The organism is Paeniglutamicibacter sp. GQ140, from assembly GCF_059759235.1.
This window is the reverse complement of record NZ_JCAXDW010000006.1, coordinates 243,320-257,531: the sequence shown is the minus strand read 5'-3', so window position 1 is coordinate 257,531 and position 14,212 is coordinate 243,320. Positions and strand designations below refer to the sequence as shown.

11 protein-coding genes are annotated in these 14,212 nt (G+C 69.5%); 7 read left to right on the top strand and 4 right to left on the bottom strand.

Annotation, left to right across the window (positions count from 1 at the left end; all coding sequences use genetic code 11):
* Positions 1-2 precede the first annotated feature (2 nt).
* On the top strand, positions 3-902 hold the full coding sequence (locus AC6CHY_RS11100; protein ID WP_498226726.1) for a diacylglycerol kinase catalytic domain-containing protein: 900 nt from the start codon (positions 3-5) through the stop codon (positions 900-902).
* A gap of 16 nt (positions 903-918) precedes the next feature.
* Here the strand turns inward: AC6CHY_RS11100 and AC6CHY_RS11095 are convergent, their stop codons facing one another.
* Together AC6CHY_RS11095 and AC6CHY_RS11090 are read right to left on the bottom strand one after the other, a co-directional pair.
* Complete coding sequence (locus AC6CHY_RS11095; protein ID WP_498226725.1) at positions 919-1,692, bottom strand: SDR family oxidoreductase; 774 nt, start codon at positions 1,690-1,692, stop codon at positions 919-921.
* Positions 1,693-1,762: 70 nt separating this feature from the next.
* Entirely contained in the window at positions 1,763-2,467 is a 705-nt protein-coding gene (locus AC6CHY_RS11090; RefSeq protein ID WP_498226724.1) for a phosphatase PAP2 family protein, read from the bottom strand.
* Positions 2,468-2,557: 90 nt separating this feature from the next.
* On the opposite strand from AC6CHY_RS11090, the gene AC6CHY_RS11085 reads away from it, so the two are divergent.
* From AC6CHY_RS11085 to AC6CHY_RS11065, 5 genes are all read left to right on the top strand, one after another.
* A complete protein-coding gene (locus tag AC6CHY_RS11085; RefSeq protein WP_217390654.1) occupies positions 2,558-3,016 on the top strand; it encodes a 23S rRNA (pseudouridine(1915)-N(3))-methyltransferase RlmH in 459 nt (152 codons plus the stop codon).
* Between the two features lie 61 nt (positions 3,017-3,077).
* Complete coding sequence (locus AC6CHY_RS11080) at positions 3,078-7,973, top strand: ATP-dependent helicase (protein ID WP_498226723.1); 4,896 nt, start codon at positions 3,078-3,080, stop codon at positions 7,971-7,973.
* Between the two features lie 111 nt (positions 7,974-8,084).
* On the top strand, positions 8,085-8,918 hold the full coding sequence (locus AC6CHY_RS11075) for a DNA-formamidopyrimidine glycosylase family protein (protein ID WP_217390652.1): 834 nt from the start codon (positions 8,085-8,087) through the stop codon (positions 8,916-8,918).
* 66 nt (positions 8,919-8,984) lie between these two features.
* Positions 8,985-10,097 (top strand): pseudouridine synthase, encoded by a 1,113-nt coding sequence (locus AC6CHY_RS11070; protein WP_254456372.1) that lies wholly within the window; start codon positions 8,985-8,987, stop codon positions 10,095-10,097.
* A 124-nt stretch (positions 10,098-10,221) separates the two neighbouring features.
* Complete coding sequence (locus AC6CHY_RS11065) at positions 10,222-12,168, top strand: TspO-related membrane protein (protein ID WP_217390650.1); 1,947 nt, start codon at positions 10,222-10,224, stop codon at positions 12,166-12,168.
* 17 nt (positions 12,169-12,185) lie between these two features.
* On the opposite strand, the gene AC6CHY_RS11060 is transcribed toward AC6CHY_RS11065, so the two are convergent.
* Entirely contained in the window at positions 12,186-12,491 is a 306-nt protein-coding gene (locus tag AC6CHY_RS11060; RefSeq protein WP_217390649.1) for a hypothetical protein, read from the bottom strand.
* A gap of 99 nt (positions 12,492-12,590) precedes the next feature.
* On the opposite strand from AC6CHY_RS11060, the gene AC6CHY_RS11055 reads away from it, so the two are divergent.
* Positions 12,591-13,367, top strand: coding sequence for a DUF1684 domain-containing protein (locus AC6CHY_RS11055; RefSeq protein WP_217390648.1), 777 nt, complete (start codon positions 12,591-12,593; stop codon positions 13,365-13,367).
* A 21-nt stretch (positions 13,368-13,388) separates the two neighbouring features.
* Here the strand turns inward: AC6CHY_RS11055 and AC6CHY_RS11050 are convergent, their stop codons facing one another.
* On the bottom strand, positions 13,389-14,168 hold the full coding sequence (locus AC6CHY_RS11050) for an SDR family NAD(P)-dependent oxidoreductase (protein WP_217390647.1): 780 nt from the start codon (positions 14,166-14,168) through the stop codon (positions 13,389-13,391).
* Between the last annotated feature and the right edge of the window lie 44 nt (positions 14,169-14,212).

Here is a 14,212-nt window from a genome sequence, read left to right as displayed (position 1 = left end):
TCGTGGAAAAATCCCGCCTCGTCATCGTCCACCGGCGAACCGAGCTGGCCGAATTGCTGGACCGGCACGCCACCCTCGGCCAGGCCGAATTCTTTCTCAGGTCCCGGGGCCGCACCATGGCCGCGGTCCAGGAGCGCCACGAGCTGCTCGGAGCGGCCCTGGCAACGGTCCGCGCCGCGGTCCCGCCCGACTGGCGCCGCGCCGAGGTGGAACGGGAGGACCTGAACAGGTTCATGTTCACGCCCGAGGACATCATCGCCGTCGTGGGCCAGGACGGGCTCGTGGCCAACGTGGCCAAGTACCTCACCGGCCAGCCCGTCATCGGGATCGACCCGGAACCGGGAATGAATCCGGGCGTCTTGGTCCGGCACACCGCAGCTGACGCCGTACGGCTGCTGGGCAACCCCGCCCCGGGCGGCGGAAAACGGGTACCGCTGGCCTGCCGGGAACTGTCCATGGTGAGAGCACGGCTCGACGACGGACAGGAATTGTCGGGGCTCAACGAGATCTTCATTGGACATCGGACCCACCAGTCGGCCCGCTACCGGCTCACGACGCCGCAGGGCCTCAGCGAGCGGCAGTCGTCGTCCGGCCTCATCGTTTCCACCGGGACGGGCGCCACCGGATGGTGCGCCTCCATCGCCCTCGAGCGCGGGGGACGAACCCTGCCGGCCCCGACGGACCCGGCCCTGGCATGGTTTGTCCGCGAAGCGTGGCCCTCCCCCGCCACCGGCACGTCCCTGACGGAAGGTGCGCTGGAGGCGGGCGAGCCGCTGCGCCTCACCGTGGCGTCGGACCAACTGGTGGTGTTTGGCGACGGCATGGAGCAGGACCGCCTCACCGCCTCGTGGGGACAGGAAATCAGCGTCGAGCTCGGCGTTCGGCCCCTGCGGCTGGCGTAGCCGGGATGGGCGCTGCTCAGGCCTTCCGGCCGTTGGCCAGCCACTGCTCGAAGGTCGTGGGGTCCGTCAAGACGGAATTGGAGGGGAGCAGCCCGCCGTTCAACGCCTTCATGCCCGGCACCGGAACCCCGATGACGCGGGCGTGGGGGCCGCCGTTGTGCGAGACGGCGTTGTTCCTGGAAACCAGGCGCGCCAAGTGGGCCATGTTGCGGGGTTCGGGACCGGCGAGTTCGACCCCCGCCGGGGCGTCCTTCCCCGACTCGACCGTGGAGACAACCAATCGCGCCACCGCATCGGCCGCCACCGGCTGGCAATGCATGTGGGGCACCACCGCCACCGGCCCAATCTTCATTTGGCCAAGCAGGGTCTCGGCCAGCTCGAACCACTGGGTGGACCGCACAATCGTCGTGGGGATCTTCGAGTTTTGGTAGCGGGCCTCCTGCGCGGCCTTGCCCCGGTAGTAGCCCATGCGCCTGTTGATTTCCGGTTTGCGGGCATTGATGATCGAGACGCACACCAGGTGCTTGACGTGTTCCTGTTCCGCGGTGTGGATGATGTTCCTGGCCGTGGTGTCATGGAAGTCGATGCAGGCGCTCGCGTTGACGGACATCATGTTCAGGCAGTCCACCACGGCGTCGGCACCGCGCAGCGCCACCTCCAGGCCAAAGCCCGTGTAGGCGTCGACTCCCGAGCTCCGGCTCGCCACCACCACGTCGTGTCCGGCTTCATGCAGCCGGCCAACGACCCGCTTGCCCAGGTTTCCGCTGCCGCCGAGAACGATCACCCTCATGCAATTCAGCCTACGCCTGAAAACGGCCATGGTTCGAGGGAAGGTCGTGGATGATGACCCCGCGAGGGGCTCAGAGTTGCAGCCACCGCACCGTGCGCTGGTTCCGCAGCAGCACGAAGTGGTGCAGCAGGATGACCACCGCAGCCCAGCCGGCGCCAATGAGCAGTCCTCCCAGCACGTCCGTCAGCCAGTGATGTCCCAGGTAGATCCGGCTCCACCCCACGCCCAGTACAAAGCCGCCCAGGGCGCCCAACACCAGGATTCGGGCCCAGAGACGTCGCAGGACAAGGATCGAGAGGTATCCGATGGCACCCAGGATCGCGATGGAATTGAGTGTATGGCCGCTGGGGAAGGCAAAGGACGCGGGGATCGGCGCAAGCACGCTATCCAACGACGGACGCGCCCTGCCCAGCGTCGTCTTCAGGACGATGGTCAAGGCCACGGAACCTGCTGCCGTCACGACGATGAGCGCCCCGGGCCGGATGCTGCGGGTGTGCAGGCAGAAGAACACTGCGGCGCAAAATGCCAGGATGGTCATCGCCGGGGTGTCCCCCATGACGGTGAAGAACCAGGCGGCGTTTGTCGCTGCCGGAGTGCGGTTCGAGACCATCCATTCAAGGACCGGGATGTCCCAGGTGTTGGGCAGGTCCCCGACGCGCGCCGATACCCAGACGCGGCGTGCCACGGCAAAAAGTCCCAGCAGGATGGCAAGGGAAAAAGCCAGGATCGACCCGACATGTCGGCGGTTCTTCCCGGGACGGCGTGCTGGATTCATGTAAGCCAGCCTAGCCTTCGGGCCGCGGCCCGGGCAGCGGCGGAGGCTTCCGGTGCCGGAGCGGCCGAGTCCATGCGGGAAGATGGAGGCATGACAATCCGCGTGCTGGCCATCGGCAAGAAACACGAGTCCTGGGTGACCGAGGGCATCGAACGCTACGAAAAGCGCATGAAGAAGCCCTTCGACATCAAATGGCAGCTGCTCCCCCACTCGGCACGCGAGGGGGATGCGGCCCGCACCGAGGAATCCGAGCGGATCCTGGCCAAGGTCGACGCCCGGGACTTCCTCGTGCTGCTTGACGAGCGCGGAAAGAACATCGACTCCCCCGCGCTGGCCAAGACCCTGCAGCGCCCCTTCGACACCTCGCGGAACATCACCGTGGTGATCGGCGGCGCCTACGGCGTCGACGCGTCGGTTCACTCCCGCGCGGATTTCACCTGGAGCCTGTCAAAGCTGGTGTTCCCGCACCAGCTGGTGCGACTGATCCTCACCGAGCAGCTCTACCGCGCCCAGGAAATTTCCGGAGGCGGGAAGTACCACCACGTTTAGCCCGGTGCAGCAACGGTGCACCGGCCCCTAATTGACGCTCCGAGCGTTTAGGCTGGGGACGATGGCTAAGAATGTTGAGGCGGCGCACGTCCTTGAGCGGTTCACCCCCGCGACGCGGGCCTGGTTCGAGGGGGCATTTGCCGCGCCGACGCCCGCCCAGATCGGGGCATGGGATGCCATTTCCACCGGCCAGCATGCGCTGGTCGTTGCCCCCACCGGATCGGGCAAGACGCTGTCCGCTTTTTTGTGGGCCCTGGATTCCTTTGCCCGCACCGCCACCGAAATCCTGTCCCCCGCACTCCCCGGCCTGGAAACCGGGGCGAGCCCCGGGACCAACGCCAAGAAATCCGCAGCCGCATCCGGCGGCACCAAGGTGCTCTACATTTCACCGCTGAAGGCACTGGGCGTGGACGTCGAGCGCAACCTGCGCGCCCCGCTGGTGGGCATCAAGGCCACCGCGGCGCACCTGGGGCTCGCGGTTCCGCAGGTGTCGGTCGGGGTCCGCTCCGGGGACACCCCGGCGGGCGAACGCCGCAAGCTGGTGACCCACCCGCCGGACATCCTGATCACCACCCCCGAGTCGCTCTACCTGATGCTCACCTCCAGGGCCCGCGAGTCCCTGGCCGGCGTGCACACCGTGATCATCGACGAGGTGCATGCGGTGGCGGGGACCAAGCGCGGCGCCCACCTGGCGATTTCCCTGGAGCGCCTCGATGCCCTGCTTCCCTCCCCGGCCCAGCGCATCGGGCTCTCGGCCACGGTCGAGCCGCGCGACGAGGTGGCCCGCTTCCTGGGCGGAACCGCCCCGGTGAGCATCATCGCCCCGCCGATCACCAAGACCTGGGAACTGAGCGTGAGGGTGCCGGTCGAGGACATGACCGACCTGCCCGCCGCCGCGGCGGCCCACGACCTGGGGCCCGGCTCCGGGCTCGCCCCGCAGGCCAGCATCTGGCCGCACGTCGAGGAACAGATCGTCGATCTGATCGAGGCGAACCGCTCCACCATCGTCTTTGCCAATTCGCGCCGGCTCGCCGAGCGGCTCACCGGGCGGCTGAACGAGATCCACGAAACCCGCACCGCGGGAAGCGGCCCCGAGGCGGCGTTCGCCCCGAACGGCATCGGCTCCGCCGGCGCCGAGATGACGGCCGGGACGCCCGCGGTGCGGGTGCAGCCGGGCACTTCCATGCCCGCGGCCATCATGGCCCAGGCCGGAACCACCGCCACCAGCGTCCCGGCGGGCGAGGCGGGGGCGGTGGCGCCACTGGCCCGCGCGCACCACGGCTCGGTGTCCAAGGAGACCCGGGCCAACATCGAGGACGACCTGAAGACCGGGGTGCTGCATGCCGTGGTCGCGACCAGTTCGCTGGAGCTGGGCATCGACATGGGCCTGGTGGACCTGGTGATCCAGGTCGAGTCCCCGCCCTCGGTGGCCTCCGGCCTGCAGCGCGTGGGACGCGCCGGGCACCAGGTCGGGGAGACCTCCACCGGCACCTTCTTCCCCAAGCACCGGGCCGACCTGCTGGCCACCGCGCTGACGGTCTCGCGGATGCGCGAGGGCAGGATCGAGAAGCTTCACATCCCCGCGAATCCGCTGGACGTGCTCGCGCAGCAGACCCTGGCCGCCTGCGCCCTGGAGGACCTGGGGGTCGAGGCCTGGTTCGAGACGGTCCGCCGCTCCGCACCCTACGCCGCGCTGCCGCGCGCCGCGTTCACCGCGACCCTCGAAATGCTCGCGGGCAAGTACCCCTCGGACGAGTTCGCGCAGCTGCGCCCGCGCATTGTCTGGGACCGGGATGCCGGGGTGCTCACCGGACGGCCCGGCGCCCAGCGCCTGGCCGTGATCAGCGGCGGAACCATCCCTGACCGCGGGCTCTTCGGCGTGTACCTGATCGGCTCCGAGGACAACTCGGGGGCCAAGGGCGGGCGCCGGGTCGGCGAGCTCGACGAGGAAATGGTCTACGAGTCCCGGGTCGGGGACGTCTTTGCGCTGGGGGCCACCAGCTGGCGGATCGAGGACATCACCCACGACCGGGTGCTGGTCTCCCCCGCCTTCGGGCAGCCGGGAAAGCTGCCGTTCTGGAAGGGCGACACCCAGGGCCGGCCGGTGGAACTCGGCGAGGCGCTGGGCAAGTTCACTTCCGAGCTGGTCAACCTGCCCGCCGAAGCCTCGCGGGAGAAACTGGCCAGCATCGGGCTCGATGCCTTTGCCGCCGGGAATCTCTTGAACTACCTGGGAGCCCAGGCGGAAGCCACCACGGTGGTCCCCAGCGACAAGACGCTGGTGGTCGAGCGGTTCGTGGACGAGCTCGGTGACTGGCGGGTCATCCTGCATTCGCCCTTCGGGCTGCCCGTGCACTCTCCCTGGGCGCTGGCCGTCGGGGCGCGGCTGCACGAACGCTACGGGCTGGACGGCTCCGCGATGGCCGCCGACGACGGGATTGTGCTGCGCGTCCCGGCGATGGACGACGAACCGCCGGGTGCCGAACTCTTCTTCTTTGAGTCCGACGAAATCGAGGACGTGGTCACCGCGCAGGTGGGCAATTCGGCGCTCTTCGCCTCCCGCTTCCGCGAATGCGCCTCCCGCGCCTTGCTGTTGCCGCGCACCAGCCCCGGCAAGCGCACCCCGCTGTGGCAGCAGCGCCAGCGCAGCGCCCAGCTGCTGGACGTGGCGCGGAAGTACCCGGATTTCCCGATCATCCTGGAAACGGTGCGCGAATGCCTCAATGACGTCTACGACCTGCCAGCACTTAAGAACCTGCTTGCCGCGGTGGGTTCGCGCGGCATCGCGGTGCGCGAGGTGCAGACCCGCACCCCCTCCCCCTTCGCCCAGTCGCTGCTCTTTGGCTACGTGGCCCAATTCCTCTACGAGGGCGATTCGCCGCTGGCCGAGCGCCGCGCCGCGGCCCTGTCGCTGGACCCGGCGCTGCTGGGCGAGCTGCTGGGCCGCACCGAGCTGCGCGAGCTGCTCGACGCCAAGGTCATCTCCCGCACGCAGGACGAGCTGCAGCGTGTTGCCGAGAACCGCAAGCTGGCCGGGCTTGAGGGAACCGCCGATTTGCTGCGGATGCTCGGCCCGCTGGACGCCGCGGCGGTGGCGGCCAGACTGCGGCCCGCGGAGGACACCGCGGCGGGCACCGATCCGGTCCAGGCCGCTGCGGGGTACCTCGAGGAGCTGGTGCGCGCCAACCGCGCCCTAACGGTGCGCCTGGGCGGCAGGGAATTGTTCGCCGCAATCGAGGATGCCCCGCGGCTGCGCGACGGACTCGGGGTCCCGCTGCCCCATGGCGTGCCGCTGGCGTTCATCGAACCGGTGGCAGACCCGGTGGGCGACCTGGTCTCACGCTACGCCCGCACCCACGGGCCCTTCACGGCCGGGGACGTCGCGGCAGCCCTGGGCCTGGGCGTCGCGGTGGTCGCTTCCGTGCTGGAGCGGCTGGTTGCGGATTCCCGCGTCATGGTCGGGGCGTTCCGGCCCGCCGAAATGCTCCTTGACGCCCCGGCGGCCGGCGGCAGCGCCACCGAGTATTGCGATGCCGGGGTGCTGCGGATGATCCGCACCCGCTCGCTGGCCGCCCTGCGCGCGGAGGTCGAGCCCGTGGACCAGGAAACCTTCGCCAGGTTCCTGCCGGGCTGGCAGGGCATCGGCGCGGGACTGCGCGGCATCGACGGGGTGCTGGCGGTCATCGAGCAGCTGGCCGGGGTGCCGGTTCCGGCCTCCGCCCTGGAATCCCACGTGCTGCCCGCCCGCGTGCGGGACTACCAGCCATGGATGCTCGACGAGCTCATGAGCGCCGGGGAGGTGCTGGTTTCCGGTGCCGGGGCGCTGGCCGGGACCGACGGCTGGATCGCCCTGCACACGGCCGAAAACGCGCCGCTCAGCCTGCCGCTGCCCGACACCGCGGCCATGGGCCCGCTGGCCGCCCGGCTGCTGTCGGTGCTGGGCTCCTCCGGCGCCTACTTCGTGCCGCAGCTGGCCCGCGTGTTGGCCACCGCCCCCATGTCTGCGGACGGGCAGGGTGCGGCACCCGGCATCGAGCCGCCGGCCGCCGAGGTGCTCGGGGCGCTGTGGGAGCTGTTCTGGGCCTCGGCGGTCTCCCCCGACACCCTGGCCCCGATCCGCCAGCTGCTCTCCGGGGGCAAGGTTGCGCACCGGGTGCCGGCCCAGGCCCCGCGGGCGCGGACCGCCCGGCTGGGCCGCATGGCGATGCTGCGTGCCTCCCGCCCGGATTCCGGCATCGAGCTGTCCGGCCGCCGCCAGCTCCCGGATTCGGCCTCCGGCCGCTGGGCGGCGCTGCCCGCACCCGAAGCGGACCCGACCATCCGCGCCCACGCGGCGGCCGAGTTCCTGCTCGAACGCTACGGGGTGGTAACCCGCGGCTCGGTCGCCGCCGAATCGGTGCCCGGCGGCTTCGGCCAGCTCTACCGGGTGCTCGGCCGGCTCGAGGAGGCCGGGCACACCCGCCGCGGCTACTTCGTGGAGCGGCTCGGCGCCGCTCAGTTCTCCACCTCCGCAACCATCGACCGCCTGCGCGCCCTGGTGCGCGAGCCCGGGCACGGGGCATTGCCCGTCGCACTCGCCCTGGCCGCGACCGACCCGGCCAACCCCTACGGTGCTGCGCTGGGCTGGCCCGAGGCCACCGGCGGGCACCGCCCCGGGCGCAAGGCCGGTGCACTGGTCGTGCTGCTGGACGGCCGGCTTGCCCTGTACGTGGAACGCGGCGGAAAGACGGTGCTGGGCTTCGGAGACCTGTCCGGGGACCCGGGGTCCCCCGAAACCGATCCCGCGGTGCTCGATGCCATCGCCACCGAGCTGGTGGCGGTGCTGCGCCGCGCCGCGATCGCCAAACTGGGTATCGAGAAAATCAACGGAAAACCCATCACCGAGACGCCCGTGGGCGCGGCCCTGCGGCGCGCTGGTTTCTATTCCACGCCTAGTGGACTGCGCTTCCGAAACTAGGCAACAGGAAATTTTCCCCACACCGGAACCCACACCGGCTAGGCTAGGTGACCAGGGTCACCTGAATACTTGGGCAGGTGCACCCCTCTAGTTAGATAGGTGGTTTTGGCGATGCCCGAAGGGGACACAGTTTTTCGCACGGCCCGTCGATTGGAGGCCGCGCTGGGGGGCCGGACGTTGAGCCTCAGCGACTTCAGGGTGCCCGCGCACGCAACGCTGTCACTGGTGGACTGGATGGTCGAGTCCGTCGTTTCGCGCGGCAAGCACCTGCTGATCCGCACCCGCCCGCCGGCTAAGGTCTCCGCCCCGCCGCTGAGCATCCACTCGCACCTGCTCATGGAGGGCCACTGGGACGTCTACGCCACCGGCGAGCGCTGGCGCTCCCCCGCCTTCAAGGCGCGCGCGGTGCTGGGAAACCAGGCCTTCACGGCGGTTGGCTTCGAACTCGGGTTCCTGCACGTGCTGCGGACCACCGACGAGGTGGAGGTCATCGGCCACCTGGGCCCGGACCCGCTGGGGCATTCCTGGGATCGGGACGAGGCGGTGCGCCGCCTGCTGGGCGACCCGGCCAGGCCCATCGGCCTGGCGTTGCTTGACCAGCGGCTGATTTGCGGGCTGGGCAATGTGTATCGCTCCGAGCTGCTCTTTGTCACCCGCGTGCACCCGCGCACCCCGGTGGGCGAGGTCGCGGACCTGGGCCACCTGGTGGACATTGCCCACCGCCTGCTCCATGCCAACAAGGACCGCGCCCGGCGCGTGACCACGGGATCGGACGGGATGAACCCGTACTGGGTCTATGGCCGCGCCGGCCAGCCATGCCTGCGCTGCGGGGGAACCTTGCAAAAGGAGTCGCTGGCCGAATCGACGCGCAGCGCCGAACGCGACGTGTATTTCTGCGCCTCCTGCCAGGACTCCTACGTGGCCAGCGGCGGAGGCGCGCGCTAGCGTCCCGGACGGCACGGCAGCCGTCCGGGCGGGCCCGGCGCACATGACAGACTGGTGTGCATGGCCATGACTTCCCCCCTTCCCGTGCGCAACGGCGTCAATGCGACCCGTCTGCGCGTGCCCTCCACCGGCCAGTGGACCACGGTGTGCGAGTACATGCTGCACCGCTTCGGGCACGTCGACGCGGCCGGCATCACCCGCCGCTTCGAGCGCGGCGAGGTCGTCGGCCTCGACGGGAGCCCGCTGGATGAACACACGCCGCTGGGGACCCACGAATTCATTTGGTATTACCGGAACCTGCCGGCCGAGGAACCGATCCCGTTCACCGAGACGATCCTGCACCACGACGACAACCTGCTGGTCATCGACAAGCCGCATTTCCTGCCCACCACCCCCGGCGGGCGCTTCATCCAGGAGTCCGCGCTGGTGCGGCTGCGCAACCGCGTGGGAAACCCGGAGCTGATCCCCATGCACCGGCTGGACCGGGCAACGGCGGGCATCCTGCTCTTCTCCACCAACCCGGAGACCCGCGGCGCCTACCAGACGCTCTTCGAGCGCCGCGAGATCTCCAAGACCTACGAGGCCGTTTCAGCGCTCGTTCCGGTGGCCGGCCGCCCGGCCGGCGAGGTGTTGGGCACCGGCGGACTGGGCGGCAGCGCCGAGGAACGCAGCGGCAACGCCTTCGACGGATTGCCCGGACCCGGCAACCACCTGCTCACCGACGCCGAGCTGCGCGACCGCCTCGAGGCCCTGGGGCATCAACCGCTGGTTTACCGCAATCGGATGAGCAAGATCAAGGGGCAGCTGCGCTCGCTGGTCGAGGAGGGGGAACCGAACGCGGAATCCCTGATCGAGCTGCTGGGCACCGGCACCTCGGCCGGGCACTTTGCGGGGGTGCCGGTGGCCAAGTTCCGGCTGAGCCCGCACTCGGGCAAGACGCACCAGTTGCGCGTGCACCTAGCGGCCCTGGGCCTGGGGATCCTCAATGACCCGTTCTACCCGACGCTGCTGGATCTGGCGGCGGATGACTACGCCCGCCCGCTGCAGCTGCTGGCCCGCAGCATTTCCTTCATCGATCCGCTCTCCGGGAAACCGGTGGGCTATTCCTCGGGGCTGGAACTCTCCGAGTCCCCCGCCCGGGCAGCAATCGCACACGAACCGTCCGCCGCCATGGCGTAGCTCACCCTCGCAGGTCTTGCCTCGAGGCGTGGGAATCGGGCATCGCCTCCGGGTTGTTCGGTACGCTGGTAGCCATCCGATAAACCGGTGCGCCAAGTGCATCGCGGCGATGAAGGAGATGAAGATGAACAATTCCGATACCAGAACCTCCGCCGCGTCAAACAAATCGCAGGACCCGGCAACGTCCGCCAACAAGGACGAACCGGCAACGACCGAGAAGGCCAAGGCCCCCGCGCCGGCAACATCCCAGGCAGCCAAGGCCGATCGCGCGCAGGCACCCAAGACAGCTGAAACGGCCGAATCGTCGAAGGCGCCCGAGGCAGAAAAATCCGATCCGGAAACCACGAACCAGCCGCAGGGGAATGGCATTGCGGACAACGCCGCCTCCCCCTCTGCCCGCACCACCGACCTGGTCCTGGATCCCGGGGCAGCCGCGCCTGTCGAGGTCAAGGAACGGCTCTCTCAGCGCATAGCCCACCCCGTGCCGCACCACCCCGTCCCCGAAGCCCACAACGTGGACGAAGTGCTCAAGAGTCCCGAGGACACGCCATCGGGCAAATCCCCGCTGCGCCACCTGACGGACAAGAAAACCTCCGCGGCGCCGGATGCGACGGGCCCGGGCCCCAAGGCGGTGTCCGGCGGTTTCGCCGGACTCAACAACTGGCTTGATTCCCTGCCCGAGCCCAATCTGGAACGCCTGGGCGACAGGATCTACGCAGCCCCCTCAACCATCAAGAAACGTTGGCACCGGTTGCGCATCGAGCGCGCCAGGGCCGCCGAGCTCAAGGAACAGGAACGGTTGCTCGAGGTCGCCCGGGCCGAGGCAAAGGCGGAAGCCGCCAAGCGCGAAGCCGCACGCCTGGCCCACCAGGCCCAGCTGGATGCGGCCGCCCGGCAGGCGGAGGAAGCACGGTTGGCCGCGCAGGCGCAGGCCGATGCCCGTGCCGCGGCCGCCGAAGAGGCGAGGCTGCGTGCCCTGGCACCATCCCCGGCTGAAGCCCCGGTGGATGACGCACCCGAGTTGCACGCCGGGAACCTGCTTTCGGGTCCGGCGGACGACGTGGTGACGGCCGGCTACGACGCCCCCGGCGGGGATATCGTGGCTGCAGGCACCGGGACCCCGGTGGCCTCCTCCCCGGCCCCGCCGATGGATCCGGAGGAGTTGGCCGCACTGGTGGCAAGCGCCAAGGCCGCCATAGACCATCAACAGGCAGCGGCCGAGGAACCGGTCTACGAGGCCCCCTACGTCCTGCCCGAAACCGGCCCCAACCCCGCCGAGGAACCGGCCGACCTGCGCCGCCGGATACTCGGCAGCGGTGCCGCCCTGGCCGCGGCGGCCGTGTCCCTGGCCAGCCTGCAGACATTGTCGTCCGGCGCGGTCGAATCGCTCGGTTCCAACCATTCACTGCTGTCCCTTGCCCCCACCGCGCACCTGCTCTGGCCCGTCATCTTCATCTGGGCGTTGCTGGGAGCCGCCTACTCGTGGGCGCCCTCGCAACGCTCCGCGGTGCGCCAGCGCGCCGTCGGCCATCGGTTCGCGCTTGCCTGCACGGCCAATGTGCTGTGGATGCTCAGCGCCGTGAACGATTGGCTGTTCCCCGCGTTCGGCTTCGCCGCGGCCAGCTGCTGGTTCCTGTACACCGCCGTGCGCGCGTTGAACCTCAAGACCGCCCGCACCGCGCGTGAACGGATGCTGACCGACGCGCCGGTCAGCCTGATGACCGGCTTCAGCATGGTCGTGCTGGCTTCAACGTTCATGAACATGCTGGCGTCCTGGGGTGCCGGCGGGGCGGGCATTTGGATCGCCACGCTGCTGGTTCCGGCCCTGGGCTATGCCGCCGCAAGCCTGTCCATGACCGAACGCGGACGCATCATCATGGCCATCGGATTTGGCTGGGGCATGTTCTGGCTACTCGTGCCGCGGGTGCTGGGAACCAACAATTCCATTTGGATTGCCATCCTGGCGGGCATGGCCGCATTCGTGGTTTTGCTGGCCACCGAGAACCGTCGCTACCAGATCCACCACGCCGAGCACCGCGCCGCGCGGGGCAAGTCGACGGACTTCGCCTAGACCTGCCGGCCGCGTGTTCAGCGGCGCAGCGTGATCCAGCGTCCGCGGGTGCGGCGCAGCACCACCAGCTTTTCGGTCACCCCGACCTTTTCCACCGCCGCACGCATGGCCGCCGCCGAGGCTATGGCGCGCGCATCCGGGTTCCCGTCTTCCTCCACGGTGTAGCGCACCGTGATCCGCGGAACCCCCGCCACGACGTCGAGCTGGTTCGCATCCACGTGGTGGCCCGCGGCCAGCGCTGCCACGGCGGAGTCCATGACTGCCTCGGGGGCATGCCCGGGCCGAAGCCCCATGATATTCAACTGGGCTCGATAGGAAGGCATGGAAACAAGCCTAGTGCGTTCCCGTGCCCCCGGTACCGCCGCCTCGGCCATCATGGCGGCAGGAACCCGGCCGTGCACGAAAGTGGCACACTGTAATCCATGAGTGCACCCCAAGAATTCACGCAGTGGCGCCGCATGCGCGATGAAGGCCTGGCCGTCCCCTTTGGGTGGCTGTCGCTGAGCAGCTACCAGTGGCTTCCGGAGGAACCCGGGCCGCTGGACCTGGTTCCCGGCCGCTGGAGCGCCGATGGAACCACCGCGAAGGCAAGCTTTGAGGCGGCCGATTCGGTGACCACTCCGGATGGCGACCCGGTCGTCGGCACCCTGTCCAAGTCCCTTCACGAGGACGAATCGATGCACTTTGTCCGCCACGGCGACACCCTGGTTGAACTGGGCGTGCGCGGGGGCAGGTACATGATCCGCACCCGGGAACGCACCCATCCCCGGCTGAAGGCCTTCACCGGCGTCCCGCTCTTCGATTACGACCCGGCCTTCGTCGTTCCCGGGCACTTCACCGCGTTCCACGCCCCGAGGGTCGTCCCGGTCGACAGCTACCGCCCCGACACAAAGCTCAAGGCGGAACTGGTCGGCCAGGTCGACTTCGAGCTGGGCGGACGCCGCGCGACCCTGGGCGCCTCGCAGAATGCGGACGGTTCACTGACCATCGCGTTCCGGGACGCCACCAACGGGGTGCAGACCGCACCCTGGCGCTTTGTCACGGTCACTACGCCCGGCCCCGGCGCGGACGTCGTCATTGACTTCAACCGCACGCTGAACTACCCGATGGCGTTCTCACCCCATGCGGTATGTCCCGCCCCGGTGCCGGGCAACCGGCTCGAGGTGGCGGTGCGCGCCGGGGAGTTGGCGCCCCACTAGTCACATGGCCGCGCCGAGCGGCTACTTCGGCCCCATGCGGATGGCGCCGTCAAGGCGGATGGTCTCGCCATTGAGCATCTGGTTCGCCACGATGTGCTCCACCAGGGCGGCGTACTCGGCCGGCTTGCCCAGTCGCGCCGGGTGCGGGACCTGGGCACCCAGGGAGGCCTGCGCCTCGGCCGAGAGCGAGGCCATCATCGGGGTCTCGAAGATCCCCGGGGCGATGGTCATGACCCTGATGTAGTGGCGGGCAAGTTCGCGGGCCAGCGGCAGCGTCATGGCGGCCACCGCGCCCTTCGAGGCGGAGTAGGCCGGCTGGCCGATCTGCCCGTCAAAGGCCGCGACGGAAGCGGTGTTGATAATGACCCCGCGCTCGGAGGTTCCGGTGGCGGGGTCGATGACCGGGTCGGTTCCCGCCATGGCCTCGGCGGCCAGGCGGACCACGTTGAAGGTTCCGGTGAGGTTGACGGCGATGACCTTTTCAAACTGTGCCAGCGGCAGCACCCCCTCGCGCCCCAGCACCTTGCCCGGGGTGGCGACCCCGGCGCAGTTGACCACGATGCGCAGGGGGCCGAGGTCCGCTGCCACCGCGATGGCGGCCTTGACCTGGTCCTCGTCGGTGACGTCGGCCGCGGCGAACCTGGCCCGCTCCCCCAGCGCCGCGGCGGCCGCGTCCCCCTGAGCCGAGGGCAGGTCAACGAGCACCACGTGGGCGCCGGCGTTGTACAGGACCCGGGCGGTGGCGGCCCCGAGACCGGAGGCTCCCCCGGTGACCAGGGCGACTGAGTCGGTGATGAGCATGGTGCGCTTCCCTTCATTGGGTTAGTGGCCATTAACTCACTACA

Bases quoted from the DNA above. Each gene is read 5' to 3' on its own strand.
- AC6CHY_RS11090 (WP_498226724.1), bottom strand. From the start codon at position 2,467: ATGAATCCAGCACGCCGTCCCGGGAAGAACCGCCGACATGTCGGGTCG.
- AC6CHY_RS11060 (WP_217390649.1), bottom strand. From the start codon at position 12,491: ATGCCTTCCTATCGAGCCCAGTTGAATATCATGGGGCTTCGGCCCGGG.
- AC6CHY_RS11050 (WP_217390647.1), bottom strand. From the start codon at position 14,168: ATGCTCATCACCGACTCAGTCGCCCTGGTCACCGGGGGAGCCTCCGGT.
- AC6CHY_RS11055 (WP_217390648.1), top strand. From the start codon at position 12,591: ATGAGTGCACCCCAAGAATTCACGCAGTGGCGCCGCATGCGCGATGAA.
- AC6CHY_RS11070 (WP_254456372.1), top strand. From the start codon at position 8,985: ATGACTTCCCCCCTTCCCGTGCGCAACGGCGTCAATGCGACCCGTCTG.
- AC6CHY_RS11065 (WP_217390650.1), top strand. From the start codon at position 10,222: ATGAACAATTCCGATACCAGAACCTCCGCCGCGTCAAACAAATCGCAG.
- AC6CHY_RS11080 (WP_498226723.1), top strand. From the start codon at position 3,078: ATGGCTAAGAATGTTGAGGCGGCGCACGTCCTTGAGCGGTTCACCCCC.
- AC6CHY_RS11085 (WP_217390654.1), top strand. From the start codon at position 2,558: ATGACAATCCGCGTGCTGGCCATCGGCAAGAAACACGAGTCCTGGGTG.
- AC6CHY_RS11095 (WP_498226725.1), bottom strand. From the start codon at position 1,692: ATGAGGGTGATCGTTCTCGGCGGCAGCGGAAACCTGGGCAAGCGGGTC.
- AC6CHY_RS11075 (WP_217390652.1), top strand. From the start codon at position 8,085: ATGCCCGAAGGGGACACAGTTTTTCGCACGGCCCGTCGATTGGAGGCC.